This window comes from Pseudomonas sp. FP215 (assembly GCF_030687795.1).
Classification (GTDB): domain Bacteria; phylum Pseudomonadota; class Gammaproteobacteria; order Pseudomonadales; family Pseudomonadaceae; genus Aquipseudomonas; species Aquipseudomonas salmasensis.
In genome coordinates, this window is record NZ_CP117447.1 from 6,022,072 (window position 1) to 6,048,894 (window position 26,823).

The following is a 26,823-nucleotide window of genomic DNA, read 5'->3' on the forward strand; positions in this document are numbered from 1 at the left end:
GCCGGCATTTTACATCACGCCGACCTTCTGTCAAGCATTTTCTCATTTAAATTATGAGGTTAGCTGCATTGACGGTAGCTTTGCACTGTAGCCCTTAAAGGTCTTCACTGCGAAGCGGGCGCCATTCTATGCAAACTATTCGAGAGTTGCAATGCCTTCACACAGCATTATTTTATGTTTTAACTCATTGAATTCATTAGCAAGGCTTTCAAAGGGCAGATCGTCAGCCAGGCGACGGCTCTCAGGGGCTACGCGCAACCAATAACCCGAGGCGTCCGGTGCGTTCAGCAACTGGACCTTGACCTTGATATCCAGGCTCGTGAGCCTCTGCTCGAGAGAGGAGGCTTGGCGTCGATCAGAGAACCCACCGATGTATAAGCAGGTATTTTGCGCCTCCGCCGGCCTAGCCCGATCACGCCGCGCCACTGCATCTGCCGACTCACTCAGCAGGCGAATATCTTGTTGTGCTCCCCGATGGAGACTCAAGGGCGTGACATCCTTGGCCCGCAATGGCGCCTCTTGCTGATGCCAGACGTAATAGAAAACATTGAGAACCAGTAAAAGTAAAAACAGCCAGCGCATAATCACCTCAAGACAAAGGACACGCCATCGCCAAACCAACAAACACCAGGTCCGGGACCAGCCGAGCCTGAGGCGCAGCTTCCCTGACCAGGTCGGCATCGCCTCCAGTGAGGAAGACCGTGAAATCCTCCCCCCAATAGCCTCGGGCCAACTCGAGCTGGGTCAGCACGAACCCTCTAAGCATGAGCGTACAACCACGCTCGACAGCCTCTACGGTGGTACGACCAGGAGAGAGACGCTCCAGAGCCCGCTCAGCGGCCGCGTCGTCATAGCGTATCTTGCGGGTATGGGTTCGCAGCTGATTCCGCATAAGCGGCATACCCGGGCAAATAAACCCACCCAGGTGCCCACCGTCCGGACCAATAAAATCTGCTGTCGCCGCTGTACCAAAGTCGAGAACCAAGCATGCACCTGACGCCAACTTGAACGCGCCTAGCATGGCCAGCCATCGATCCATCCCCAGGCGCTGGAAGTCCTCGTAGCCATTGCGCACTCCGCCCATTTCTTGAGCAGACGTTGCACAGGAAACAGCAACGCCAAATGCCGCTACCAAGGCTGCTATCAGCTTATCGGTCTCCTCAAGCGCGCGAACACTCACCAACCGACAACGCGTGAGCAATAGACCAGGCAAAGCCACCAAACTATCGATCAGCGCGATATCCGAACCTGCGATGCCTTCCGCGCGAACAGTTGCCTCACTCGACTCAAGAACACGCCATTTGATAAAGCTATTTCCACAGTCGAGCTCAAGAATCATCACGCAACCTCAGGCTTAACTCACCACCGCTGTATATTTTCTCAACGCCACCGACATCCAAACGCAAGGCGCCCTGACGATCCACGCCCAGCACAACCCCATCAACCTGATTGACCCCCGCGATAAGCGACACGGACTTCCCCTGCCACGCGTGATGCTGTTCCCATTCCTCTTGCAACCCTGCAAAACCCGCAGCCTTGTGTCGGTCCAGGTAGGCTTGTAGTTGCAAACCCAAACGCGCCACCAGGTGATTACGATCCACAGGAGAGCCAGCCTCGAGCTGCATCGAAGTCCATTGCTGATCAACCTCTACAGCCTTCTGCATATTCACATTGATACCTATCCCTAGCACAACGTGACAGATATCTGCAGGATCTCCCACCAACTCAAGCAAGATGCCTGAGATTTTCTTTTGCCCAACCAGGACGTCGTTTGGCCACTTCAAAGCTGCGCCCCGCACACCCGACTCACGCAGAGCCTGCAGGACTGCCAGCCCCACCACCAGACTCAGCCCTTCCAGTTGCCGCAGACCGCGCTCAATACGCAATACAAGGCTGTAGTAAACGTTTTGCGCAAATGGGCTGACCCACTTTCGGCCTCGTCGCCCCCTACCAGCCGTTTGCTGCTCCGCCAGCACAACAAAAGGAGCCGCACTGCCCGCACCGATAAGACGTAAAGCCTCAGCATTAGTGGAATCAATGGAGTCGAAAATGTGAACGGGCCAAGCCAAGGAAGCCGCGCCCAGAGAAATCTCCTGCGCATTCAAAAACACCAATGGCGCAGCCAATCTATATCCGCGGCCCCGCACCTTATGAATGGGGAGATTCAATTCTGCCTCAAGATGCTGAAGCTGCTTCCACACGGCACTGCGACTAACGCCCAAGGCAGCGCCAAGCGCTTCTCCAGAATGGAACTGACCATCTTTCAGAAGTTTCAACAACGTCAGCATGCACATATCGCCTCAGAATGAGGCACGCATGATAGCCATGCGCAGGGTCATTGCATAGAAAGGCTGGATATCAGCCTGGATCGAGATTTTCGAGCGCCCAAAACAAAACCCCAACTGCTTTCGCAATTGGGGTTTCGGAATTTAATCTTGACGATGACCTACTCTCACATGGGGAAACCCCACACTACCATCGGCGATGCATCGTTTCACTGCTGAGTTCGGGATGGGATCAGGTGGTTCCAATGCTCTATGGTCGTCAAGAAATTCGGGTACTGAGTCGCGGCCAGTTGGCCTCGCTTCAGCAAATTGGGTACGTGATAGATCTCGGTGTTTTGTGAGCGTCGAACTTTCGGTTCATCTTCGTCTTCACACACCGCAATCTGGTCTCTCTCGAGTTCGCAAATTGCTTGGGTGTTATATGGTCAAGCCTCACGGGCAATTAGTATTGGTTAGCTCAACGCCTCACAGCGCTTACACACCCAACCTATCAACGTCGTAGTCTTCGACGGCCCTTCAGGGAACTCAAGGTTCCAGTGAGATCTCATCTTGAGGCTAGTTTCCCGCTTAGATGCTTTCAGCGGTTATCTATTCCGAACATAGCTACCCGGCAATGCCACTGGCGTGACAACCGGAACACCAGAGGTTCGTCCACTCCGGTCCTCTCGTACTAGGAGCAGCCCCTCTCAAATCTCAAACGTCCACGGCAGATAGGGACCGAACTGTCTCACGACGTTCTAAACCCAGCTCGCGTACCACTTTAAATGGCGAACAGCCATACCCTTGGGACCGGCTTCAGCCCCAGGATGTGATGAGCCGACATCGAGGTGCCAAACACCGCCGTCGATATGAACTCTTGGGCGGTATCAGCCTGTTATCCCCGGAGTACCTTTTATCCGTTGAGCGATGGCCCTTCCATACAGAACCACCGGATCACTAAGACCTACTTTCGTACCTGCTCGACGTGTCTGTCTCGCAGTCAAGCGCGCTTTTGCCTTTATACTCTACGACCGATTTCCGACCGGTCTGAGCGCACCTTCGTACTCCTCCGTTACTCTTTAGGAGGAGACCGCCCCAGTCAAACTACCCACCATACACTGTCCTCGATCCGGATAACGGACCTGAGTTAGAACCTCAAAGTTGCCAGGGTGGTATTTCAAGGATGGCTCCACGCAGACTGGCGTCCACGCTTCAAAGCCTCCCACCTATCCTACACAAGCAAATTCAAAGTCCAGTGCAAAGCTATAGTAAAGGTTCACGGGGTCTTTCCGTCTAGCCGCGGATACACTGCATCTTCACAGCGATTTCAATTTCACTGAGTCTCGGGTGGAGACAGCGCCGCCATCGTTACGCCATTCGTGCAGGTCGGAACTTACCCGACAAGGAATTTCGCTACCTTAGGACCGTTATAGTTACGGCCGCCGTTTACCGGGGCTTCGATCAAGAGCTTCGCGTTAGCTAACCCCATCAATTAACCTTCCGGCACCGGGCAGGCGTCACACCCTATACGTCCACTTTCGTGTTTGCAGAGTGCTGTGTTTTTAATAAACAGTCGCAGCGGCCTGGTATCTTCGACCGGCATGAGCTTACGGAGCAAGTCCTTCACCCTCACCGGCGCACCTTCTCCCGAAGTTACGGTGCCATTTTGCCTAGTTCCTTCACCCGAGTTCTCTCAAGCGCCTTGGTATTCTCTACCCAACCACCTGTGTCGGTTTGGGGTACGGTTCCTGGTTACCTGAAGCTTAGAAGCTTTTCTTGGAAGCATGGCATCAACCACTTCGTTACTAAAAGTAACTCGTCATCAGCTCTCGGCCTTAGAATCCCGGATTTACCTAAGATTCCAGCCTACCACCTTAAACTTGGACAACCAACGCCAAGCTGGCCTAGCCTTCTCCGTCCCTCCATCGCAATAACCAGAAGTACAGGAATATTAACCTGTTTTCCATCGACTACGCTTTTCAGCCTCGCCTTAGGGACCGACTAACCCTGCGTCGATTAACGTTGCGCAGGAAACCTTGGTCTTTCGGCGTGGGTGTTTTTCACACCCATTATCGTTACTCATGTCAGCATTCGCACTTCTGATACCTCCAGCAAGCTTCTCAACTCACCTTCACAGGCTTACAGAACGCTCCTCTACCGCATCACTTACGTGATACCCGTAGCTTCGGTGTATGGTTTGAGCCCCGTTACATCTTCCGCGCAGGCCGACTCGACTAGTGAGCTATTACGCTTTCTTTAAAGGGTGGCTGCTTCTAAGCCAACCTCCTAGCTGTCTAAGCCTTCCCACATCGTTTCCCACTTAACCATAACTTTGGGACCTTAGCTGACGGTCTGGGTTGTTTCCCTTTTCACGACGGACGTTAGCACCCGCCGTGTGTCTCCCATGCTCGGCACTTGTAGGTATTCGGAGTTTGCATCGGTTTGGTAAGTCGGGATGACCCCCTAGCCGAAACAGTGCTCTACCCCCTACAGTGATACATGAGGCGCTACCTAAATAGCTTTCGAGGAGAACCAGCTATCTCCGAGCTTGATTAGCCTTTCACTCCGATCCACAGGTCATCCGCTAACTTTTCAACGGTAGTCGGTTCGGTCCTCCAGTTAGTGTTACCCAACCTTCAACCTGCCCATGGATAGATCGCCCGGTTTCGGGTCTATTCCCAGCGACTAGACGCCCTATTAAGACTCGCTTTCGCTACGCCTCCCCTATTCGGTTAAGCTCGCCACTGAAAATAAGTCGCTGACCCATTATACAAAAGGTACGCAGTCACCCAACAAAGTGGGCTCCCACTGCTTGTACGCATACGGTTTCAGGATCTATTTCACTCCCCTCTCCGGGGTTCTTTTCGCCTTTCCCTCACGGTACTAGTTCACTATCGGTCAGTCAGTAGTATTTAGCCTTGGAGGATGGTCCCCCCATATTCAGACAAAGTTTCTCGTGCTCCGTCCTACTCGATTTCATGACTAAGAGATTTTCGCGTACAGGGCTATCACCCACTATGGCCGCACTTTCCAGAGCGTTCCGCTAATCTCAAAGCCACTTAAGGGCTAGTCCCCGTTCGCTCGCCACTACTAAGGGAATCTCGGTTGATTTCTTTTCCTCAGGGTACTTAGATGTTTCAGTTCCCCTGGTTCGCTTCTTGCACCTATGTATTCAGTACAAGATAACCATCTTATGATGGCTGGGTTCCCCCATTCAGACATCTCCGGATCAAAGTCTGTTTGCCGACTCCCCGAAGCTTTTCGCAGGCTACCACGTCTTTCATCGCCTCTGACTGCCAAGGCATCCACCGTATGCGCTTCTTCACTTGAACATATAACCCCAAGCAATCTGGTTATACTGTGAAGACGACATTCGCCGAAAATTCGAATTTCTCAATTAAGAGAACTCACAAATTTTACCTTAGCCTGATCCGTTACCAGTGAAAGTAACGTTCAGTCTATCTTTCTATCACATACCCAAATTTTTAAAGAACGAACTAGTCAAAGACTAGAAATCAACATTCACCATCACAACGATGGAATGCTCATTTCTAAGCTTTATACAAACAGAAGCAGTAGTGGTGGAGCCAAACGGGATCGAACCGTTGACCTCCTGCGTGCAAGGCAGGCGCTCTCCCAGCTGAGCTATGGCCCCGTATTTCTACAGGCGTTTCCCACACAAAATTGGTGGGTCTGGGCAGATTCGAACTGCCGACCTCACCCTTATCAGGGGTGCGCTCTAACCAACTGAGCTACAGACCCAATTTCGGGCTGCTTCTTTTCGTCTTCTTCAATGAATCAAGCAATTCGTGTGGGAACTTATGGAGCAGCTGATGTCGTCGATTAAGGAGGTGATCCAGCCGCAGGTTCCCCTACGGCTACCTTGTTACGACTTCACCCCAGTCATGAATCACACCGTGGTAACCGTCCTCCCGAAGGTTAGACTAGCTACTTCTGGTGCAACCCACTCCCATGGTGTGACGGGCGGTGTGTACAAGGCCCGGGAACGTATTCACCGCGACATTCTGATTCGCGATTACTAGCGATTCCGACTTCACGCAGTCGAGTTGCAGACTGCGATCCGGACTACGATCGGTTTTATGGGATTAGCTCCACCTCGCGGCTTGGCAACCCTCTGTACCGACCATTGTAGCACGTGTGTAGCCCAGGCCGTAAGGGCCATGATGACTTGACGTCATCCCCACCTTCCTCCGGTTTGTCACCGGCAGTCTCCTTAGAGTGCCCACCATACGTGCTGGTAACTAAGGACAAGGGTTGCGCTCGTTACGGGACTTAACCCAACATCTCACGACACGAGCTGACGACAGCCATGCAGCACCTGTCTCAATGTCCCGAAGGCACCAATCTATCTCTAGAAAGTTCATTGGATGTCAAGGCCTGGTAAGGTTCTTCGCGTTGCTTCGAATTAAACCACATGCTCCACCGCTTGTGCGGGCCCCCGTCAATTCATTTGAGTTTTAACCTTGCGGCCGTACTCCCCAGGCGGTCAACTTAATGCGTTAGCTGCGCCACTAAAAGCTCAAGGCTTCCAACGGCTAGTTGACATCGTTTACGGCGTGGACTACCAGGGTATCTAATCCTGTTTGCTCCCCACGCTTTCGCACCTCAGTGTCAGTATTAGTCCAGGTGGTCGCCTTCGCCACTGGTGTTCCTTCCTATATCTACGCATTTCACCGCTACACAGGAAATTCCACCACCCTCTACCATACTCTAGTCAGTCAGTTTTGAATGCAGTTCCCAGGTTGAGCCCGGGGATTTCACATCCAACTTAACAAACCACCTACGCGCGCTTTACGCCCAGTAATTCCGATTAACGCTTGCACCCTCTGTATTACCGCGGCTGCTGGCACAGAGTTAGCCGGTGCTTATTCTGTCGGTAACGTCAAAATTGCAGAGTATTAATCTACAACCCTTCCTCCCAACTTAAAGTGCTTTACAATCCGAAGACCTTCTTCACACACGCGGCATGGCTGGATCAGGCTTTCGCCCATTGTCCAATATTCCCCACTGCTGCCTCCCGTAGGAGTCTGGACCGTGTCTCAGTTCCAGTGTGACTGATCATCCTCTCAGACCAGTTACGGATCGTCGCCTTGGTGAGCCATTACCTCACCAACTAGCTAATCCGACCTAGGCTCATCTGATAGCGCAAGGCCCGAAGGTCCCCTGCTTTCTCCCGTAGGACGTATGCGGTATTAGCGTCCGTTTCCGAACGTTATCCCCCACTACCAGGCAGATTCCTAGGCATTACTCACCCGTCCGCCGCTCTCAAGAGAAGCAAGCTTCTCTCTACCGCTCGACTTGCATGTGTTAGGCCTGCCGCCAGCGTTCAATCTGAGCCATGATCAAACTCTTCAGTTCAAACATCTTTGGGTTTTTAAGAAACCCTAAACTTGGCTCAGCAATCGTTGGTTACATCTTTGATTTCTCGCGGAGTAACTTGTGATGCTGATAATCTTGTTGACTATCAGTCTGACTCCACAAGCACCCACACGAATTGCTTGATTCAGTTGTTAAAGAGCGATTGGTTAAGATCTTTCGTCTCAACCGAGGCGCGCATTCTACAGCAGCCTCATTTGCTGTCAAGTGGTTATTTTCAGAAGTTTTCGAAGATTTCGAAGATTTCGAAGATTTCTTCAACAACTTCAACCACTTGCGCTTGCGATCTCTCGTAAGCGGGAGGCGAATTCTACAGCGTTACACGCTGCCGTCAACACCTCTTTTTCAACTTCCTTTTGGCTTCGATGAACTGAAGCAACTTGCTGTCGAGAACTGCGTAACTCTTTGTTTACCAAGGAGTTTTCCGTTTCGACTGCGCCGGAAGTGGGGCGTATTATAGACAGATATAATTCGCCGTCAACACCTATTTCAGACTTATTCGGATTTGAGCGTAATACGCGCAAATGCCTTCTTCCCCGCCTGACAAACGTGAGTGGCGCCCAGCTCGTATATAAAGGTGCGATCAACCACCTCACCATCTATACGCACACCACCCGAACCCAAGAGATCACGCGCTACCGCCGAATTCTTCACCAGGCCAGCCTTATTAAGCACAGCCGCAATCGGCATAGCCTCGGCAGCAGTCAGCTCAATCTCCGGCAGATCGTCAGGCAGCTCGCCATCTTTCATGCGATTACCTGCCGCACGGTGAGCGCTGGCCGCAGCCTCCTCACCATGGAAGCGCGCAACGATTTCTTCAGCCAGCTTAATCTTCACATCCCGAGGATTAGCGCCCGCCTCGACATCCGCACGCAGCGCATTGATTTCGTCCATCGAGCGGAAGCTCAACAACTCAAAGTAACGCCACATCAGTGCATCCGGAATAGACACCAGCTTGCCGTACATCACACCCGGCGCTTCCTGGATACCGACATAGTTACCCAAGGACTTGGACATCTTCTTGACGCCATCCAAGCCTTCCAACAATGGCATGGTCAGAATGCACTGAGCCTCCTGACCATAGGCGCGCTGCAATTCACGCCCCATCAACAGGTTGAACTTCTGATCGGTGCCGCCCAACTCAACGTCCGCACGCAGCGCCACCGAGTCGTACCCCTGAACCAGCGGATAGAGGAACTCATGGATGGCGATTGGCTGATTGGTCGAGTAGCGCTTGTCGAAGTCATCGCGCTCAAGCATGCGCGCCACGGTGTATTGGGAAGTCAGGCGAATGAAATCTGCCGGCCCCATTTTGTCCATCCAGGTGGAGTTGAACGCCACCTCGGTCTTGGCTGGATCAAGGATCTTGAATACCTGGGTCTTATAGGTCTCGGCATTATCGAGCACCTGCCCGCGAGTCAGCGGCGGGCGCGTAGCGCTCTTGCCGCTTGGATCACCGATCATCCCGGTGAAGTCACCTATAAGGAAGATGACCTGATGGCCCAGTTCCTGGAACTGACGCAGCTTATTAATAAGCACGGTATGACCCAAGTGCAGATCCGGCGCAGTCGGATCAAAGCCAGCCTTGATACGCAGGGGCTGGCCACGCTTGAGCTTTTCGATCAGCTCGGACTCGACCAACAGTTCTTCCGCACCACGTTTTATCAGCGCTAGCTGCTCTTCAACCGACTTCATAACAGACCCGCAAGGCTCAGATTCAAAAGGGAACCAACCATACAAGATCAGGGACTAATTACAAGTTTTGCCCTGCGCACGGACACCGTTCAGCAAGCCCAGCGTTCGCGAGCTTGCGCCACAGATGATTTGGTTATATTTTATACAGTTATTTCATCTTCATCATGTCATTCATCTTTTCCATTTCATCTTCAAAGTCAAAATTACCTATGACCACTGAACCGTCTAAAGCGCCGCCGCTTTACCCGAAGACCCACCTGCTCGCCGCAAGTGGTATCGCCGCCCTTCTCAGCCTGGCACTGCTGGTATTCCCTTCCAGTGACGTTGAAGCCAAACGAACATCCCTGAGCCTTGATCTGGAAAGCCCAGTTGAACAACTGACACAAGATCAAGACGCTTCCGACGCACAACAAGCCACAAACACTGCAACTGAATCACCTTTCGCACAGATCGAAAGCACTCCCGAAGACACCCAGCAAGCCGCCCAGGAAGCGCCTGCGGCCGCCGCAGCCAAGAATCCCCAGCATCGCGAAGTCATCGTGGGCAAAGGCGACACTCTCTCTACCCTGTTCGAAAAGGTTGGGTTGCCTGCCGCCGCTGTAAATGACGTGCTCGCCAGCGATAAACAAGCCAAGCAATTCACTCAGCTCAAACGTGGCCAAAAGCTTGAATTTGAGCTGACGCCAGACGGCCAGTTGAACAACCTGCATACCAGCATCAGTGACTTGGAAAGCATCAGCCTGAGCAAAGGCGCCAAAGGTTTCGCATTCAACCGAATCACCACCAAACCCGTCATGCGTTCCGCCTACGTACACGGCGTGATCAACAGCTCCCTGTCGCAATCGGCCGCGCGTGCGGGCCTGTCGCATAGCATGACCATGGACATGGCCAGCGTATTTGGCTACGACATCGACTTCGCTCAGGACATCCGTCAAGGCGACGAATTCGACGTGATCTACGAGCAGAAAGTGGCCAACGGGAAAGTAGTCGGCACTGGCAACATTCTGTCTGCACGCTTCACCAACCGCGGCAAAACCTACACCGCCGTGCGCTACACCAACAAACAAGGCAACAGCAGCTACTACACGGCTGATGGCAACAGCATGCGCAAGGCCTTCATCCGTACACCCGTTGACTTTGCCCGTATTAGCTCGCGTTTCTCCATGGGCCGCAAGCATCCAATTCTGAACAAAATTCGCGCACACAAGGGCGTCGACTATGCCGCGCCGCGTGGCACGCCAATCAAGGCGGCTGGCGACGGCAAGGTCTTGTTGGCGGGGCGCCGTGGCGGTTATGGCAATACGGTGATCATCCAGCACGGCAACACTTACCGCACGCTGTACGGCCACATGCAAGGGTTCGCCAAGGGCGTCAAGACTGGCGGCAACGTGAAACAAGGCCAAGTGATCGGCTACATCGGTACCACCGGCCTCTCCACCGGCCCGCACTTGCACTACGAGTTCCAGGTCAACGGCGTACACGTCGACCCATTGGGCCAGAAGCTGCCGATGGCCGACCCGATTGCCAAGGCCGAACGCGCGCGCTTCATGCAGCAGAGCCAGCCGCTGATGGCACGGATGGATCAAGAGCGCTCCACCTTGCTGGCTTCGGCGAAGCGTTAAGGTATGCCGCTCTATATCGGCGTGATGTCCGGGACCAGCCTCGACGGCCTGGATATCGCCCTTATCGAACAAGGTGCGGCGATCAATCTGATCGCCACCCGCTACATCCCGATGCCTGACGCCTTGCGCACAGAACTGCTGAGCCTATGCGCCAGCGGCCCGGATGAGATCGCCCGCTCGGCAATCGCCCAGCAACAATGGGTCACGCTCGCCGCCCAAGGCATCCACGCCTTGCTGGATCAACAGAACCTCAAGCCTCAGGACATTCGGGCGATTGGTAGCCATGGCCAGACGATTCGCCATGAACCCGCCCGAGGCTTTACCGTTCAGATCGGCAACCCTGCCCTTCTCACCGAACTCACAGGCATCACCGTCGTCAGCGACTTCCGCAGCCGCGATGTCGCTGCCGGCGGCCAAGGCGCTCCTTTGGTTCCTGCCTTTCATGAAGCCTTGTTCGGCGAGCAGACGGGCAATCGCGCGGTATTGAATGTCGGCGGGTTCAGCAACCTCAGCCTGATCGAGACGGGCAAGCCTGTGGCCGGTTTCGACTGCGGCCCAGGGAACGTGCTGCTCGATGCCTGGATTCATCTGCAGCGCGGCGAACACTTCGATCGGGACGGGCAATGGGCGGCCAGCGGAAAGGTCCAGCCCCAGTTGCTCACCACGTTGCTCAGCGATCCGTTCTTCTTGACCAAAGGCCCGAAAAGCACGGGCCGAGAGGTGTTCAACCTGGCCTGGCTGCAGCAGCACCTTGGCCGCTTGCCCGCCTTTGAACCCCAAGACGTACAGGCCACCCTGCTGGAACTGACGGCCCTGACCATCGTCGAGTCCCTGCAAAGCGCCCAAACTGACACTACGACCTTGCTGATATGCGGCGGAGGCGCCCATAACGGGGCACTGATGAGCCGGCTGACCGCGCTACTGCCTTCCACCCATGTCAGCACTACAGCGGCCTACGGCGTAGACCCGGACTGGGTAGAAGCAATGGCCTTCGCCTGGCTGGCCCATTGCTGCCTTGAAGGCATTGCCGCCAATCGCCCCAGCGTCACTGGCGCTCGCGGGCTTCGAGTGCTTGGCGCGATCTACCCCGCCTGAACCCCAGACAGCAAAACGCCGCTTGGCCCGTAAGAGCCAAGCGGCGTTTTTGTATCTGCTACCGATCAGATCGAGAACGAAGACCCGCAACCACATGTCGTGGTGGCATTAGGGTTCTTGATCACGAAACGCGAGCCTTCCAGACCTTCCTGATAATCCACCTCGGCACCCGCCAGGTATTGGAAGCTCATCGGATCCACGACCAGGCTCACACCCTCGCGCTCAACGATAGTGTCGTCATCGGCCACATCTTCATCGAAGGTAAAACCGTACTGAAACCCTGAACAACCGCCGCCCGTAACGAATACGCGCAGCTTCAAGCGATCATTACCCTCTTCATCGACCAGGCTCTTCACCTTGTGCGCAGCACCGTGGGTGAATTGCAAAGCCGTGGGGGTGAAGGATTCAACGCTCATGCTGATAATCTCCCGGCGTAGCGCCGCCATATGCGTAATGGCCGGTATTATCCGCTTCTCCTAGAAAAGCGGTCAACTATTGTTACGGTATATCAATCTGCCCAGCGACCATTAAAAATGCAAAAGGCCCGATCAACGGGCCTTTTGCACAACGGTAAGTCTGCGTTAAGGCAGCATGCCCGCGTGGGACAGGCCCAACTTCTCGTCCAGGCCGAACAGGATGTTCATGTTCTGCACCGCCTGGCCCGACGCGCCCTTGACCAGGTTGTCGATCACCGACAACACCACCACCAGGTCGCCATCCTGCGGACGATGCACCGCAATACGGCACACATTGGCGCCTCGCACGCTGCGCGTTTCCGGATGGCTGCCGGCCGGCATCACATCGACGAACGGCTCACTGGCATAACGTTTTTCAAACAGCGCCTGCAGGTCCACCGAGCGATCAGTGACAGTCGCATACAGCGTGGAGTGAATCCCGCGGATCATCGGCGTCAGGTGCGGCACGAAGGTCAGCCCTACCTCCCGGCCGGCAGCGCGGCGCAGGCCCTGGCGAATTTCCGGCAAGTGACGATGACCTTTTACCGCATAGGCTTTCATGCTTTCCGACGTTTCGGAGTACAGAGAACCGACCGCCGCGCCACGGCCCGCACCACTGACGCCCGACTTGCAGTCGGCGATCAGGCGCGACGCATCCGCCAGACCAGCTTCCAGCAATGGCAGGAAGCCCAATTGCGTCGCCGTCGGATAGCAACCCGGCACCGCAATCAGGCGTGCTTGCTTGATCTGCTCGCGATTGACTTCCGGCAGGCCGTAGACTGCCTCTACCAACAGCTGCGGCGCACCATGGGGTTGGCCGTACCACTTGGCCCACTCATCGGCGTCTTGCAGGCGGAAGTCTGCCGACAAGTCGATAACCTTGGTACCCGCCGCCAACAGCTCACCGGCCAACGCATGGGCTACACCGTGAGGCGTGGCGAAGAACACCACGTCGCAGGCCCCCAGGGTCTTGGTGTCCGGCACACTGAACGCCAGGCCGTCATAGTGGCCTCGCAGGTTCGGGTACATATCGGCCACGGCCAGCCCGGCTTCGGATCGGGAAGTGATGACCACCACCTCAGCTTGCGGATGCTGAGCCAACAGACGCAGCAATTCGACACCGGTGTAACCCGTGCCGCCGACGATACCGACCTTGACCATAAACCTGCCCTCAACGAACCCACTGGAAAGCCGTCGATAATAGGGGCCGTATCGTCCTGCGACAACCGTCAACGTGACGTACGGGCGCATGAGCCACTACTATCTTCGCTACCGTGAACCTGGGAATAACTAAAATGCTCTATCTATGGGTCAAAGCCTTCCATATCGTCAGCATCGTCTGCTGGTTTGCCGGGCTGTTCTACCTGCCGCGCCTGTTCGTCTACCACGCCCAAAGCGAAGACACCGTCAGCAAGGAACGCTTCAGCATCATGGAGCGCAAGTTGTTCCGGGGCATCATGGGCCCGGCGATGGTTGCCACACTGGTCTTCGGCATCTGGATGCTGGCCCTCAACCCCGGCATTTTCCAGTCGGGCGCCTGGATCCACGCCAAGCTGACCCTGGTCGTCCTGCTGATTGGCTACCATCACATGTGCGGCGCACAGGTAAAGCGCTTCGCCCGTGGCGAAAACACCCGCAGCCATGTCTTTTATCGCTGGTTCAATGAAGTCCCGGTTCTGATATTGCTGGCTATCGTAATTTTGGTCGTGGTCAAACCATTCTAACTTCAATTACTCGGGGAACCTCCAATGTCGCTGCCCGCTCTGCTGGAACAACGTTTGCGCCTGCCCGTGGTGGCCGCGCCGATGTTTCTGATCTCCAATCCGCAACTGGTCCTGGCCTGCTGCCGCAACGGGGTAGTTGGCAGTTTCCCGGCGCTCAACCAACGCGAAAGCAGTGGTTTCAAGGCCTGGCTGGAAGAAATCGAAGCGGGTTTGGCGCAGTTGGACAACCCTGCGCCCTATGCCGTGAACCTGATCGTGCACAACAGCAACCCGCGGCTGGAGGCCGACCTGGCGATCTGCGTCGAACACAAGGTGCCCATCGTCATCACCAGCCTGGGTGCGGTAAAGGAATTGGTAGATGCCGTTCACAGCTACGGCGGCCTGGTATTTCATGACGTCACTACCCGACGCCATGCCGAGAAAGCCGCTGAAGCGGGCGTCGACGGCCTGATTGCCGTAGCCGCTGGTGCGGGTGGCCACGCTGGCACCTGGAGCCCCTTTTCACTGATTGCCGAGATTCGCCAGTTCTTCGACAAAACCCTGCTGCTGGCGGGCTGCCTTAACCATGGGCACGAAATTCTTGCCGCTCAGGTGCTGGGGGCAGACCTGGCATATTTCGGCACGCGCTTTATCGGCACCACCGAAAGCCAGGCACCGGATGCCTATAAGGAGATGCTGCTCACATCGCGCGCCGCCGACATCGTGCACACTCCTGCTGTCTCCGGCGTACCTGCCAGCTTTATGCGCCAGAGCCTGGAAAATGCCGGTTTTGACCTCGCTGCGCTTCAAGGCAAAGGGGAAGTCAACTTCGGTTCCAAGCTCAAGCCATTGAGCGATGAGGCCAAAGCGTGGAAAACTGTATGGTCTGCCGGCCAAGGCGTCGGTGAAATCAATGATGTGCCCAGTGTGGATGAGCTCATAGCGCGCCTGGATGCCGAATACCGCAAAGCACGCGAGCATGCCGCGCAACTGCGCTGGCCACGCTGACCCACTGCCGGGCCTGCCCATCGGACAGGCCTGCATACTCCCCCTGATTAAGTGACAAGGATGCCCGCATGAGCGACAGCCGTTTCAAGATTGTGTTTGACGGAGCCTTGCGCCCAGGTGTCGAAAGCACCACCGCCAAGCTGAACCTCGCCGAGTTATTCAAAAGCGATGTTGAAGCGATCGAAAAGCTCTTCACCGGCCGCCCCGTCGCGCTCAAGCGCGACCTGTCGCGCCCCGACGCTGAAACCTACCTCACGGCACTGCACAATGCCGGGGTGGACGCACGCATCGAAGAGGAACACCCCGTGGCATTCAGCCTGGCAGAAACCCACGAGACAGGCTCGTCAACCGCTGACCGCGCCGCCGCTTCACCGTATGCACCGCCACGCGCCGCTGTTGGCGATGACCTGCCGGAGTTCGCCACTCTAAAGGTGTTCACCATCCACGGTCGCATCGGGCGCCTGCGCTACCTGGCCTGGACGCTGGCACTGACCGTCGCGATGTTGGTGGCCGCGGGCATCATCAGTACCGTGGGCTTCGCGGTGGCGACAGCCTCGCCAACCATCGCCATCATTATTGGCTCACTGCTGGGCTTCGCGCTGTTTGTGGCACTGGTAGTGGTGAGCGTGCAAATCGGCGTGCAGCGCCTGCATGACCTGGGCTGGTCTGGCTGGCTTTACCTGCTGAACCTGGTTCCGCTGGTCAACAGTGTTTTCCCTCTGCTGTTGCTGGTATTGCCAGGCAACACGGGCGCCAACCAATACGGCGCGCCACCACCACGCAACTCTACGGCGGTGAAAATCCTGGCTTCGCTGTGGTTGGCTTTTATCCCTTTGATGCTAATCATCGTCGTCACCTTGGGCATGAACGGTTACCTGGACCAGCTTGAAGCCAACATGGACAGCAGCTACGAAAGCAGCTCCATCACCTCCGATGCAGACGCAGAACAAAGCGTTATCGTTGATGAAGCCGCAGCGCAAAGTGCTGACGACGCAGCCGAACCTGTAGACTCTCCAGAACAGTGAAGAAACGCCCGCCGCCTGTGACGCACTGTCATGGGCCGGCGGCGTTGCGATGGAGAAAGGCATGACCCGTTACGCTCTGATCACCGGCGCCTCCAGCGGCATCGGCCTGGCATTGGCCGAAGCCTTGGCACGGCGCGGCCGCAGTTTGATTCTGGTGGCCCGCCAGCGTGATCAGTTGGAAAGCATTGCATTGGAATTGACCCAACGCTTCGGCGTCGAGGTGCTGTTTCGTGCCTGTGACCTGGGCGAACCGCTGCGTTTGTCCGGCTTTTTGCTGGAGCTCGAAGAGGGTGAGCGGCAGATCGACCTGCTGGTCAACTGCGCCGGCATCGGCACCAGCGGGCCGTTCCTGGCCCAGGACTGGATGACCGAGCAGGACCTCATCGAAGTCAACATCCTGGCCCTGACCCGCATGTGCCACGCGCTCGGCAATGCCATGGCCCTGCATGGCGGCGGGCAAATCCTCAATGTGGCTTCGGTCGCCGCCTTCCAGCCTGGGCCGTGGATGAGCAGCTACTACGCCAGCAAAGCCTACGTATTGCACTTTTCCGAAGGGTTGCGCGAAGAATTGAAGACCTGCGGCATCAAGGTCTCAGTGTTGTGCCCTGGCCCTACGCGCACCGCATTCTTCGGCACCGCACAGATGGATACGGCGAAACTCGACCGCAGCCAGCAACTGATGAGCCCGGAAGAAGTCGCGCTCTACACCGTGCGTGCGCTGGAAAAGAACAAAGCCATCATCATTCCCGGGCGACGCAACCGTTGGCTGACGTTCAGCCCACGCCTGAGCCCCCGCTGGCTGACCCGCAAAATTGCCGGCGCCATCAACAAGGCCTATTGCCCACGCTGATGGCCTGCGTACACTCACCTCACTTTCACAATGGAGATACAGCTGTGGATACTCTGTTCACCAAGATCATCAACAGAGAAATACCGGCGAAGATCATCTATGAAGATGACCAGGTCCTGGCTTTTCACGATATCGCCCCACAGGCGCCGGTGCATTTTCTGGTTATCCCGAAAAAGCCCATTCGTACCCTCAATGACCTGACCGAGGACGATAAGGCGCTGGCCGGCCATATCCTGTTCACCGCCCAGCGCCTGGCCGTGGAACAGGGTTGCGAAAAAGGCTTTCGCGTGGTGATGAATTGCAATGAAGACGGCGGGCAAACCGTTTACCACATCCATATGCACGTGCTGGGTCAGCGCCAGATGAACTGGCCGCCGGGCTGAGTGCACAAGGGCAAATTGACTCAGCACAAACGCTGGACGCTCTCTTGCGGTAAACTGGCCGCCGAGATTCTTCCCGGAGGTCAGCATGACTACCCAACGTCACTACTCGCCGATTGACCGTCTGTTGCTGCAAGCCGACATGGCCATGCGCACCCTGCTGCCGTTCAGCGGCCAACCTTACCGTCCATCGCCCGCCATCGTGCAGCCAGATGTACAGCTAAGCGAGACCGATACCCGTCACGTGGCTGGCCTGATGCGCATCAACCATACCGGTGAAGTCTGTGCCCAGGCGCTGTACCAGGGCCAGGCGCTGACCGCCAAGTTGCCGCAGGTACGCACGGCGATGGAGCACGCGGCCGAGGAAGAGATCGACCACCTAGCCTGGTGCGAACAACGCATCCGCCAGTTGGGCAGCCATCCCAGCGTGCTCAACCCACTGTTTTATGGCTTGTCGTTTGGTATCGGCGCGGCTGCCGGGCTGATCAGCGACAAAGTCAGCCTGGGGTTTGTAGCCGCGACAGAACATCAGGTGTGCAAGCACCTGGATGAACACCTGGAGCAACTGCCGGCCGAAGACGAAAAGTCCCGGGCCATTCTTGAGCAGATGCGTATCGACGAAGAACACCATGCAGAAAGCGCGCTGGATGCGGGCGGCTTCCGCTTTCCAGCCCCGGTACGGTTCGGCATGAGCCTGTTGGCCAAGGTCATGACCAAAAGCACCTATCGAATCTGAACCGAAAAAAAGGGCGCCCGAAGCGCCCTTTCTTTTCCCTGCTGCAATCAACCCAACTCGATGATTTCGTAGTCGTGGGTAATGACCACGCCCGCCGCCCCCAGCATGATCGATGCTGAGCAGTACTTCTCGGCAGACAACTCGATGGCACGCTTGACCTGGGCTTCTTTCAGCGCCCGGCCCTTGACCACGAAATGCATATGGATCTTGGTAAAGACCTTGGGGTCTTCAGTGGCGCGTTCGGCTTCCAGGAAGGCTTCGCAGCTTTCCACGGCCTGGCGCGACTTCTTCAAGATGCTGACCACATCGAAATTGCTGCAACCGCCCACACCCAGCAGCAACATTTCCATCGGGCGTACACCCAGGTTACGCCCGCCGGCTTCCGGCGGACCGTCCATGACCACCACATGGCCGCTGCCCGACTCACCGAGGAACATGGCTTCGCCCGCCCATTGGATGCGTGCCTTCATCGCCCAGACTCCACTGCTAAAAAAGGGTCGCCAGCTTAGCACAGGGCTTTGAAACAGCAGCGCCCTGCATAAATTCGATAAATGACAGCGTTTGCCCGGTAAATTGGCTAATCGTGACAGAAGGTGTCTGGTAAGCTGGCGCCAAATGAATGGCGCATTGCCATGACTTGTACAGCGTCTATCAATGAGAGGCCGCTGGATAAAAACAACGCCAACTACACCTTGCAGTCTTTTCGGGATACAACCATGGTTGCTCTTACTCCCACACCCAAGATCAAGAACCTCGACAAGCTGCTGTTGCATTGCCAGCGCCGACGTCATCCGGCCAAGCACAACATCATCTGCGCCGGCGAGCGTTCAGAAACCCTGTTCTTCATTATCAAGGGCTCGGTCACCATCCTGATCGAGGATGAAGATGGCCGTGAGATGATCATTGCCTACCTCAACACCGGGGATTTCTTCGGGGAGCTGGGCCTGTTTGAACAAGCAGGCAAAGAGCAGGAACGCAGCGCTTGGGTAAGGGCCAAAGTTGAGTGCGAAGTGGCCGAGATCAGCTATACGAAATTTCGCGAACTGGCCCAGCATGATCCGGATATCTTGTACGCCCTGAGCGGACAGATCGCCCAGCGCCTGCGCGACACCACGCGCAAAGTCGGCGACCTGGCGTTCTTTGATGTCACCGGTCGCGTTGCTCGCTGCCTGCTGGAGCTATGCAAGCAACCCGATGCCATGACCCATCCCGACGGCATGCAGATCAAAGTCACGCGCCAGGAGATCGGACGTATTGTGGGGTGTTCGCGGGAAATGGTCGGCCGCGTGCTCAAGGACTTGGAAGAACGCAATCTGGTGCACGTCAAAGGCAAGACGATGGTGGTGTTCGGCACCCGTTAAACCGGCAGGAAGCCAGCCAGCATCTGACGGTACAACGTGTCGAGCCGACTGATAGCATCCGGCGCGGGAAACGCTTCGTGCAGTGCGATATGGCTGTCGGCGCGAACTCGCTGCTCCAAGCCGCAGGCTTGGTTGAAGCGGTTGACCGCCGCAATCAATTGCTCACGATCATTCTCCAGCAACATCGCCCCATGCACCAACCCTACCGGGCGGCCACCGCTTTGTCGCCAACGCTGGGCAGTGCCCACCATTTTGCGGCCATTGAGGTTGACGTTGTAACGACCGTCGCAAAAAGCACCGTCAATTTCGCCGACGGACGCATCGCCGCCCAACTCGATCAACAGATCACAGATCGGTTGGCACAAGCGCCGATAGCCGGTTTCGATACGCCCCTGGTCGCCTTCACTGCGCGGCGGGGCATAGACCAGGGCGATATTGACCGTGGCGCCGGACTGCGGCACCGGCTCACCGCCGGTTTCACGCAGCAACACCGGCCAACCCGCATCGACCGAGACCTGGCTCGCCGCCTCGAATGCCGGCAACCGGCTCAAACGGCGCGGCATAACCAGCGCTTGGTCACTGGGCTGCCAGAACAGCAATCCGAACGCCTGCTCACCCGCGCAAACGGCTGCCAATAGGTCTTGCTCGGCGGCAAGGCCTGCTTCGACAGTCATGATCACGGGCTGGAGCATCGAACACCTACCTACCTGAATAAACACAACACCAATGTGGGAGCTGGCTTCACATCAATCCAATGTCGAGCCGCTGATCGTCGTACCACGCTCCGGGAAGAACAAGCGCTGCAATTCCGCCCCTGGGTTCTCGGCGCGCATAAACGTCTCGCCCACCAGGAACGAGTACACGTCACTGATTTCCATCAGTTCCACATCGGCGCGGTTGACGATGCCACTTTCGGTAATCACCAGACGATCGCGCGGAATACGCGGCAGCAGGTCGAGGGTGGTTTCCAGACTGACGTCGAAGGTATGCAGGTTACGGTTGTTGACGCCCACCAGCGGAGTATCGAGGGTCTTCAATGCGCGCTCCAGCTCGTCGCCGTCGTGCACTTCAACCAACACATCCAGGCCGACGCTTTTGGCCACGGCCGCCAGCTCGGCCATCTTCACGTCATCCAGCGCGGAAACGATCAGCAGCACACAGTCAGCGCCCAGGGCACGCGCTTCAACGATCTGGTACGGGTCAACCATGAAATCCTTGCGGATCACCGGCAACTTGCACGCAGCGCGCGCCTGTTGCAGGAACAGGTCGGAACCCTGGAAGTAGTCAATATCGGTCAGCACAGACAGGCAGGTCGCCCCACCCTTCTCATAACTGGCGGCGATTTCAGCAGGTACAAAGTGTTCGCGAATCACCCCTTTGCTCGGCGAAGCCTTTTTGACCTCGGCGATCACGGCCGGCTGCTTGAGCTTGGCCTGAGCGATCAAGGCATTGGCAAAGCCGCGTGGCGCCTCGGCGCTTTTAGCCTGCGCTTCCAACTCGGCCAGGCTCACACGGGCGCGGCGCTCGGCCACTTCTTCAGCCTTACGGGCCAGGATCTTTTCCAGAACGGTTGGCACACTCATCCTTCATTCTCCATCTTGAATACGGCGGTGAATGCTCCCAGCTCTTCGAGCTTCTCACGAGCCAGGCCGGTGTGCAGCGCATCGTGGGCCAAGGCGACACCTTCCTTGAGACTATAGGCGTGGTCGGCGGCGTAAAGGGCTGCGCCAGCATTGAGCACAATCATTTCCGCAGCTTTCTGACCGTTTTCGGTCTTGCGACGCCCCAAGGCATCACGAATCAACTCCAACGAAGCTGCCGGGCTTTCCACCGCCAGGCCGTGCAGGCTCTGGCTTTTCATCCCCAGGTCTTCGGGCTCGACCCAATATTCGGTGACCTCGTCGTTCTTGAGCTCCGCCACAAAGGTCGGCGCTGCCAGGCTGAATTCGTCGAGGCCATCCTTGGAATGCACCACCAGCACATGCTTGCTGCCCAGGCGTTGCAAGACTTCGGCCAATGGCCGGCACAGCGCCTGGCTGAACACGCCCACCACCTGATGCTTCACACCGGCCGGATTCGTAAGCGGGCCGAGCATGTTGAACAAGGTACGCAGGCCAAGGTCCTTGCGCGGGCCGGCAGCGTGCTTCATCGCGCCGTGATGGGATTGGGCAAACATGAAGCCAATGCCAACGCTGTCAATGCAGCGCGCTACTTGCACCGGCGTGAGGTTCAGGTAAATACCGGCCGCCTCCAGCAAGTCGGCACTGCCGCTCTTGCCAGACACTGCACGGTTACCGTGCTTGGCGACGGTGCAACCAGCCGCGGCCACCACAAAGGATGAGGCGGTCGACACGTTGAAAATATTCGCACCGTCACCGCCGGTGCCCACTACATCGACGACGCCGTCGAGGGTCTTGAGTTCGACCTTGTCCGCCAGCTCACGCATCACCGACACCGCACCGACGATTTCGTCGATGCTTTCGCTCTTCATGCGCATCGCCATCATAAAAGCGCCGATCTGAGCATCGGTGCATTGACCGGTCATGATCTCGCGCATCACATCGCTCATTTCCGCGGTGCTCAGGTCCAGATGGCCGACGATACGGCTCAGGGCAGTCTTGATATCCATGAAAAGTCCTTAGCGCGTGCCGCCGCTCTGCTTGAGAAAGTTGGCGAACAGCTCGTAGCCCTGCTCGGTCAGGATTGATTCAGGGTGAAATTGCACCCCTTCGATGTTCAGTGTTTTGTGACGCAAGCCCATGATCTCGTCAACCGAGCCGTCTTCCAGCTGGGTCCAGGCGGTCAGCTCCAGGCATTCGGGCAAGGTTTCACGCTTGACCACCAGTGAGTGGTAACGGGTCACGGTCACCGGCAGGTTCAGGCCATGGAACACACCCAGGTCGCGATGGAACACCGGGCTGGTCTTGCCGTGCATCACCTCGCGCGCGCGCACCACGTCACCGCCAAACGCCTGGCCGATGGACTGGTGGCCCAGGCAGACGCCCAGGATCGGCAGCTTGCCGGCGAAATACTGGATGGCTTCCAGAGAGATGCCCGCCTCGGTCGGCGTGCACGGGCCAGGTGAGACGACGATGCGCTCGGGGTTCAACGCGGCGATTTCGGCAACAGTAAGTTCATCGTTGCGCACCACCTTGACCTCGGCACCCAGTTCGCCCAGGTACTGCACAACGTTGTAGGTAAAGGAGTCGTAGTTATCAATCATCAGCAACATGTGGGTTCAAACCTCTTGAATTCACTGATTTCAAATGACCGCCTTCCAAGCGTGTGACCCGCTACCAGACGCACGTTCCGGTTGCCAGGGGGAGTTGGCAAGGGGCGTCAGACAACGGGTGAAGAAGGCAAATCGGTACAGGTCCGGCCAGGCCGGCAGAGAAAAATGTCAGGCGCGCCAACGCCAACGGGCGTGTGCCTTGACTACTCGCATCAAGAGTTTGCTGATGATCAACACGGGGAGGGTCTCATTCATACGTTCAGGCACAGTAACGTAGGCTCGCCAGCGGTGCAATATGGAGCCGCAAATACGGGGGCGCAACGTAGGCGGATTCCGGTTTTCCTTACAAAAAATGCCAAAAACTTTGCTAGTGTTTCACCTCCAACATAAAAACAACCGAATGGAATCTTGCATGCTCAGACCAGCGTTTTACGCGCCCCTTGCCGGCTGCCTTCTGTCATTGGCCTGTGCCCAGGCGTTCGCAGCCCCGTCACCTTATTCAACCATGGTGGTTTTCGGTGACAGCCTGGCGGATGCGGGCCAGTTTCCCGACGGTTCGGCCGGCGCCACATTACGTTTTACCAACCGAACCGGGGCGAACTTCCAGGGTGAATACGGCCTGGTCTCCTCGACCCTGCTGGGCGCAAAACTGGGCGTCGCTCCCAACGACCTGAATGCCTCCACCTCACCGGTTCGCGCAGCCCAGGGTTTGCCAGACGGAAACAACTGGGCAGTGGGTGGCTACCGCACCGACAATATCCTCGACTCCATTACCTCAGTCTCCAATGCTGCGATTCCCCCAGGCAACCCCGGGGGCGGCACTGTGTTGCGCAGCCGGCAGGGCTATCTGCCGGCTAATGGTGGGAGAGCCGACCCGAACGCGCTTTACTTTCTTTCAGGGGGCGGCAATGACTTCCTGCAGGGCCGGGTGCTCAGCCCCGCTCAAGCGGTCGCCGCCGGTGGCAGGCTGGCGGACAGCGCCCAGGCCCTGCAACAAGCCGGCGCGCGCTACATCATGGTCTGGATGCTACCCGACCTGGGGCTGACGCCGGCCATCAATGGCACCCCACAGCAAGCAGCGACTTCGGCCCTGAGTAATATTTTCAACCAGTCCCTGGTACAGCGTCTGTCACAAGTGGATGCGCAGGTTATCCCGCTGAACATCCCGCTGTTGTTGAACGAGGCTTTCGCCGATCCGGCCCGCTTCGGCCTCGCCACCGGGCAGAACCTGACGGGCACCTGCTTCAGCGGTAACAGTTGCACCGCCAACCCAACCTACGGCATCGGTGGTACCAACCCGGACCCGACCAAGCTGATCTACAACGACTCGGTCCACCCTACCGTGGCCGGGCAACGCTTGATTGCCGACTACGCCTATTCGCTACTCGCCGCGCCGTGGGAACTGACCTTGCTGCCGGAAATGGCCCAAGGCACCTTGCGCGCCCACCAGGACGAACTGCGCAACCAATGGCAAGCAGACAACGGCAGCTGGCAAGCCGTCGGCCAATGGCGCGCCATCGTGGCCGGTGGCGGCCAACGCCTGGATTTCGATGATCAAAACAGCTCGGCCAGTGGCGACGGCAGCGGCTATAACCTGAATATCGGTGGCAGCTACCGGCTCGATGAAAACTGGCGCGTGGGCGTTGCCGCCGGCCTGTATCGGCAGACACTCGAAGCCGGTGCCAATGATTCGGACTACAAGCTCAACAGTTATATGGGCACGGCTTTCGCTCAGTACCAGCAAAATCACTGGTGGGCCGATGCTGCATTGACCGGCGGCAAGCTGGACTTCGACAGCCTCAAGCGCAAGTTCGCCCTGGGCGTCAGCGAAGGTTCGGAGAAAGGTGATACCGATGGCTGGCTCTGGGCCTTGAGTGGCCGCGTGGGGTATGACATCGCCGCACCGGGCAGCGACTGGCACCTGTCGCCCTTCATCAGCGCCGATTACGCGCGGGTTGAAGTCAATGGTTACTCGGAGAAAAACAGCCGCTCCACCGCCCTGACCTTTGACGATCAACAACGTGACTCCAAGCGTCTGGGCGTCGGCCTGCAAGGCAGCTACCGCATCACGCCGCAAACGCAAGTTTTTGGCGAAGTGGCCCATGAGCATGAGTTTGAAAATGACACCCAGAAGGTGAACATTTCGCTCAACAGCGTGCAGGGAATCGACTTCAAGCTGGACGGGTATACGCCTCGCAGTAACTCTGACCGCTTGAGCCTGGGTGTCAGCCACAAGCTGACTCAGGACCTGGCGTTGCGGGCAGCTTATAACGTGCGGAAGGATGACAATTTGACCCAGCAAGGGGTCAATGTCGGGGTCAGTCTGGATTTCTAAATACTGCGCAAAACAAATGTGGGAGCTGGCTTGCCTGCGATGGCGGTGGATCAGTCACTGAATATCTCAAGTGACACACCGCCATCGCGGGCAAGCCCGCTCCCACATTTTTTATTTCAGCTTTAGTCTTGTGGGGTTTGCTCTGCCAGTGCCACCGCACGGAACATCGCCCGGCGCTTGTTCAGGGTTTCTTCCCATTCAAGGGCCGGCACCGAGTCCGCCACAATCCCGCCACCGGCCTGCACATGCAGTTCGCCATCCTTGATCACCGCCGTACGGATCGCAATGGCGGTGTCCATATTGCCGTTCCAGGCAAAATACCCGACGGCGCCGCCATAGACACCGCGCTTGACCGGCTCCAGTTCGTCGATGATTTCCATCGCACGGATCTTCGGCGCCCCCGACAAGGTGCCCGCCGGCAAAATCGCCCGCAGGGCGTCCATCGCCGTCAGCCCGGCCTTCAGCTCGCCGGTGACGTTGGACACGATATGCATCACATTGGAATACCGCTCGATGACCATCTTCTCAGTCAGTTTCACCGAGCCGATTTCCGAGACACGCCCGGTGTCGTTGCGCCCCAGGTCGATCAGCATCAGGTGTTCGGCGATTTCCTTTTCATCGCTGAGCAGGTCTTCTTCCAGAGCCACGTCAGCTTCTTCGGTCGCACCACGGGGGCGCGTACCGGCAATCGGGCGCACGGTGATCAGGTTGTCTTCAACCCGCACCAGCACTTCCGGCGAACTGCCCACGACGTGGAAGTCGCCGAAGTTGAAGAAGTACATGTACGGGGTCGGGTTGAAGCAACGCAGTGCGCGGTACAGGTCAATCGGCGCCGCCTTGAAGTCGATGGACATGCGTTGCGACGGCACCACTTGCATGCAATCACCGGCAAGGATGTATTCCTTGATGGTATCGACAGCGCGCTCGTAGTCATCCTGGGTAAAGCTTGAGCGGAACACCGGGTCGGCCGCGGGTGGGCGGCTGAGGTCCAGGCCGCGACGCGGGGTGATCGGCTGGCGGAGTTTCTCAAGCAGCGCTTCCAGGTTGGCCTGGCCTTGTTCGAAGGCATCAGCCTGGGCGGGGTCGGCCAGGACAATCGCATGCATCTTGCCGGCTAGGTTGTCGAACACCACCACCGCGTCGGACACCATCAGCAAAATGTCCGGCACGCCCAGCGGGTCCGGGTTCGGGCATTTGCCCAGGCGCTTCTCCACATAGCGCACGCAGTCATAGCCGAAGTACCCCACCAGCCCGCCATTGAAACGCGGCAGGCCAGCAATGGTCGGCACGTTGTAGCGCGCCTTGAAGGCTTCGACAAAGGCCAGCGGGTCTTCTACGTCATGGCTTTCGATCTCCACGCCGTCATGGGTGATGCTCACATGATGGTCGTGTACCCGCAGCACCGTGCGGCATGGCAGGCCAATGATCGAGTAACGGCCCCACTTCTCACCGCCCTGTACCGACTCGAGCAGGTAGGAGTTGGGCTCGTCGGCCAGCTTCAGGTAGATCGACAGCGGCGTATCGAAGTCGGCCAGGGTTTCGCAAGCCATGGGGATACGGTTATAGCCGGCAGCGGCCAAACGCAGGAATTCTTCGCGGGTCATGAGGTGCCTCGTGGTGTGAGGGTCAAACAGTCAGGTAGGCAAACGTGCCGCACACGCGGCC

Annotated in this window: 22 protein-coding genes, 2 tRNA genes and 3 rRNA genes; 10 read left to right on the forward strand and 17 right to left on the reverse strand. The window is 57.1% G+C overall.

Going from position 1 to position 26,823, the window contains the following annotated elements:
• Positions 1 to 135 precede the first annotated feature (135 nt).
• The 9 genes from PSH76_RS27360 to tyrS form a co-directional block, all read right to left on the reverse strand.
• Entirely contained in the window at positions 136 to 582 is a 447-nt protein-coding gene (locus PSH76_RS27360) for a hypothetical protein (protein ID WP_138761824.1), read from the reverse strand.
• A 7-nt stretch (positions 583 to 589) separates the two neighbouring features.
• Positions 590 to 1,339 (reverse strand): pantothenate kinase, encoded by a 750-nt coding sequence (locus PSH76_RS27365; protein WP_305493236.1) that lies wholly within the window; start codon positions 1,337 to 1,339, stop codon positions 590 to 592.
• Positions 1,329 to 2,288 (reverse strand): bifunctional biotin--[acetyl-CoA-carboxylase] ligase/biotin operon repressor BirA, encoded by a 960-nt coding sequence (gene birA, locus PSH76_RS27370; protein WP_305493237.1) that lies wholly within the window; start codon positions 2,286 to 2,288, stop codon positions 1,329 to 1,331. Before birA ends, PSH76_RS27365 begins: the two co-directional genes overlap by 11 nt.
• Positions 2,289 to 2,433: 145 nt before the next feature.
• Positions 2,434 to 2,549, reverse strand: a 5S ribosomal RNA gene (gene rrf, locus PSH76_RS27375).
• A gap of 157 nt (positions 2,550 to 2,706) precedes the next feature.
• Positions 2,707 to 5,596: ribosomal RNA gene (locus PSH76_RS27380) — 23S ribosomal RNA — on the reverse strand.
• Between the two features lie 247 nt (positions 5,597 to 5,843).
• Positions 5,844 to 5,919, reverse strand: a tRNA-Ala gene (locus PSH76_RS27385).
• 30 nt (positions 5,920 to 5,949) lie between these two features.
• A tRNA-Ile gene (locus tag PSH76_RS27390) sits at positions 5,950 to 6,026 on the reverse strand.
• Between the two features lie 82 nt (positions 6,027 to 6,108).
• Positions 6,109 to 7,643: ribosomal RNA gene (locus PSH76_RS27395) — 16S ribosomal RNA — on the reverse strand.
• The 16S, 23S and 5S rRNA genes sit together here with 2 tRNA genes alongside, the layout of an rRNA operon.
• Before the next feature lie 513 nt (positions 7,644 to 8,156).
• A complete protein-coding gene (gene tyrS / locus PSH76_RS27400) occupies positions 8,157 to 9,356 on the reverse strand; it encodes a tyrosine--tRNA ligase (protein ID WP_305494495.1) in 1,200 nt (399 codons plus the stop codon).
• Positions 9,357 to 9,565: 209 nt separating this feature from the next.
• Between tyrS and PSH76_RS27405 the strand changes: the two genes are divergently transcribed.
• On the forward strand, positions 9,566 to 10,978 hold the full coding sequence (locus PSH76_RS27405) for a peptidoglycan DD-metalloendopeptidase family protein (protein WP_032895066.1): 1,413 nt from the start codon (positions 9,566 to 9,568) through the stop codon (positions 10,976 to 10,978).
• A gap of 3 nt (positions 10,979 to 10,981) precedes the next feature.
• Positions 10,982 to 12,073 carry an anhydro-N-acetylmuramic acid kinase gene (locus PSH76_RS27410; protein WP_138762828.1) on the forward strand — a complete coding sequence of 364 codons (1,092 nt, stop codon included), beginning with the start codon at positions 10,982 to 10,984 and terminating at the stop codon, positions 12,071 to 12,073.
• Positions 12,074 to 12,138: 65 nt separating this feature from the next.
• Here PSH76_RS27410 and erpA read toward each other — a convergent pair whose 3' ends face one another.
• Positions 12,139 to 12,489: an iron-sulfur cluster insertion protein ErpA gene (gene erpA, locus PSH76_RS27415; protein WP_003176443.1), complete on the reverse strand. Its 351-nt coding sequence runs from the start codon at positions 12,487 to 12,489 to the stop codon at positions 12,139 to 12,141.
• 165 nt (positions 12,490 to 12,654) lie between these two features.
• Entirely contained in the window at positions 12,655 to 13,689 is a 1,035-nt protein-coding gene (argC, locus tag PSH76_RS27420; protein WP_305493238.1) for an N-acetyl-gamma-glutamyl-phosphate reductase, read from the reverse strand.
• Between the two features lie 134 nt (positions 13,690 to 13,823).
• On the opposite strand from argC, the gene hemJ reads away from it, so the two are divergent.
• The 6 genes from hemJ (at position 13,824) to coq7 (ending at position 18,230) form a co-directional block, all read left to right on the forward strand.
• The gene (gene hemJ, locus PSH76_RS27425) at positions 13,824 to 14,252 is read left to right on the forward strand and encodes a protoporphyrinogen oxidase HemJ (RefSeq protein ID WP_305493239.1); all 429 of its coding nucleotides are present in this window, start codon (positions 13,824 to 13,826) and stop codon (positions 14,250 to 14,252) included.
• Positions 14,253 to 14,276: 24 nt separating this feature from the next.
• Positions 14,277 to 15,239: a nitronate monooxygenase family protein gene (locus tag PSH76_RS27430; RefSeq protein WP_044269422.1), complete on the forward strand. Its 963-nt coding sequence runs from the start codon at positions 14,277 to 14,279 to the stop codon at positions 15,237 to 15,239.
• Positions 15,240 to 15,307: 68 nt separating this feature from the next.
• Positions 15,308 to 16,264 carry a DUF805 domain-containing protein gene (locus PSH76_RS27435; protein WP_098950208.1) on the forward strand — a complete coding sequence of 319 codons (957 nt, stop codon included), beginning with the start codon at positions 15,308 to 15,310 and terminating at the stop codon, positions 16,262 to 16,264.
• A gap of 61 nt (positions 16,265 to 16,325) precedes the next feature.
• Complete coding sequence (locus PSH76_RS27440) at positions 16,326 to 17,114, forward strand: SDR family oxidoreductase (RefSeq protein ID WP_003194680.1); 789 nt, start codon at positions 16,326 to 16,328, stop codon at positions 17,112 to 17,114.
• Between the two features lie 44 nt (positions 17,115 to 17,158).
• The gene (locus tag PSH76_RS27445) at positions 17,159 to 17,497 is read left to right on the forward strand and encodes a histidine triad nucleotide-binding protein (protein WP_003194682.1); all 339 of its coding nucleotides are present in this window, start codon (positions 17,159 to 17,161) and stop codon (positions 17,495 to 17,497) included.
• Between the two features lie 85 nt (positions 17,498 to 17,582).
• Positions 17,583 to 18,230 carry a 2-polyprenyl-3-methyl-6-methoxy-1,4-benzoquinone monooxygenase gene (gene coq7 / locus PSH76_RS27450; RefSeq protein ID WP_003194684.1) on the forward strand — a complete coding sequence of 216 codons (648 nt, stop codon included), beginning with the start codon at positions 17,583 to 17,585 and terminating at the stop codon, positions 18,228 to 18,230.
• 47 nt (positions 18,231 to 18,277) lie between these two features.
• Here coq7 and PSH76_RS27455 read toward each other — a convergent pair whose 3' ends face one another.
• Positions 18,278 to 18,700, reverse strand: a complete 423-nt coding sequence (locus PSH76_RS27455; RefSeq protein WP_003194686.1) for an OsmC family protein — start codon at positions 18,698 to 18,700, stop codon at positions 18,278 to 18,280.
• Positions 18,701 to 18,946: 246 nt separating this feature from the next.
• Between PSH76_RS27455 and crp the strand changes: the two genes are divergently transcribed.
• Complete coding sequence (gene crp, locus PSH76_RS27460; protein ID WP_032895057.1) at positions 18,947 to 19,591, forward strand: cAMP-activated global transcriptional regulator CRP; 645 nt, start codon at positions 18,947 to 18,949, stop codon at positions 19,589 to 19,591.
• Here the strand turns inward: crp and PSH76_RS27465 are convergent.
• The 4 genes from PSH76_RS27465 to PSH76_RS27480 are packed head-to-tail and all read right to left on the reverse strand — an operon-like array spanning position 19,588 to position 22,823.
• Positions 19,588 to 20,283, reverse strand: coding sequence for a lipoate--protein ligase family protein (locus PSH76_RS27465; RefSeq protein ID WP_305493240.1), 696 nt, complete (start codon positions 20,281 to 20,283; stop codon positions 19,588 to 19,590). The two genes, crp and PSH76_RS27465, sit on opposite strands and share 4 nt — an antisense overlap.
• 54 nt (positions 20,284 to 20,337) lie before the next feature.
• Positions 20,338 to 21,174 (reverse strand): indole-3-glycerol phosphate synthase TrpC, encoded by an 837-nt coding sequence (trpC, locus tag PSH76_RS27470; protein ID WP_305493241.1) that lies wholly within the window; start codon positions 21,172 to 21,174, stop codon positions 20,338 to 20,340.
• Positions 21,171 to 22,220, reverse strand: a complete 1,050-nt coding sequence (trpD, locus tag PSH76_RS27475) for an anthranilate phosphoribosyltransferase (RefSeq protein WP_003194694.1) — start codon at positions 22,218 to 22,220, stop codon at positions 21,171 to 21,173. The genes trpC and trpD overlap by 4 nt, the downstream gene beginning before the upstream one ends.
• 9 nt (positions 22,221 to 22,229) lie before the next feature.
• Entirely contained in the window at positions 22,230 to 22,823 is a 594-nt protein-coding gene (locus PSH76_RS27480; RefSeq protein ID WP_032895052.1) for an aminodeoxychorismate/anthranilate synthase component II, read from the reverse strand.
• A 412-nt stretch (positions 22,824 to 23,235) separates the two neighbouring features.
• On the opposite strand from PSH76_RS27480, the gene estP reads away from it, so the two are divergent.
• A complete protein-coding gene (gene estP, locus PSH76_RS27485) occupies positions 23,236 to 25,158 on the forward strand; it encodes an esterase EstP (protein ID WP_305493242.1) in 1,923 nt (640 codons plus the stop codon).
• Positions 25,159 to 25,280: 122 nt separating this feature from the next.
• On the opposite strand, the gene trpE is transcribed toward estP, so the two are convergent.
• The gene (gene trpE, locus PSH76_RS27490) at positions 25,281 to 26,762 is read right to left on the reverse strand and encodes an anthranilate synthase component I (RefSeq protein WP_003194700.1); all 1,482 of its coding nucleotides are present in this window, start codon (positions 26,760 to 26,762) and stop codon (positions 25,281 to 25,283) included.
• Positions 26,763 to 26,823 lie beyond the last annotated feature (61 nt).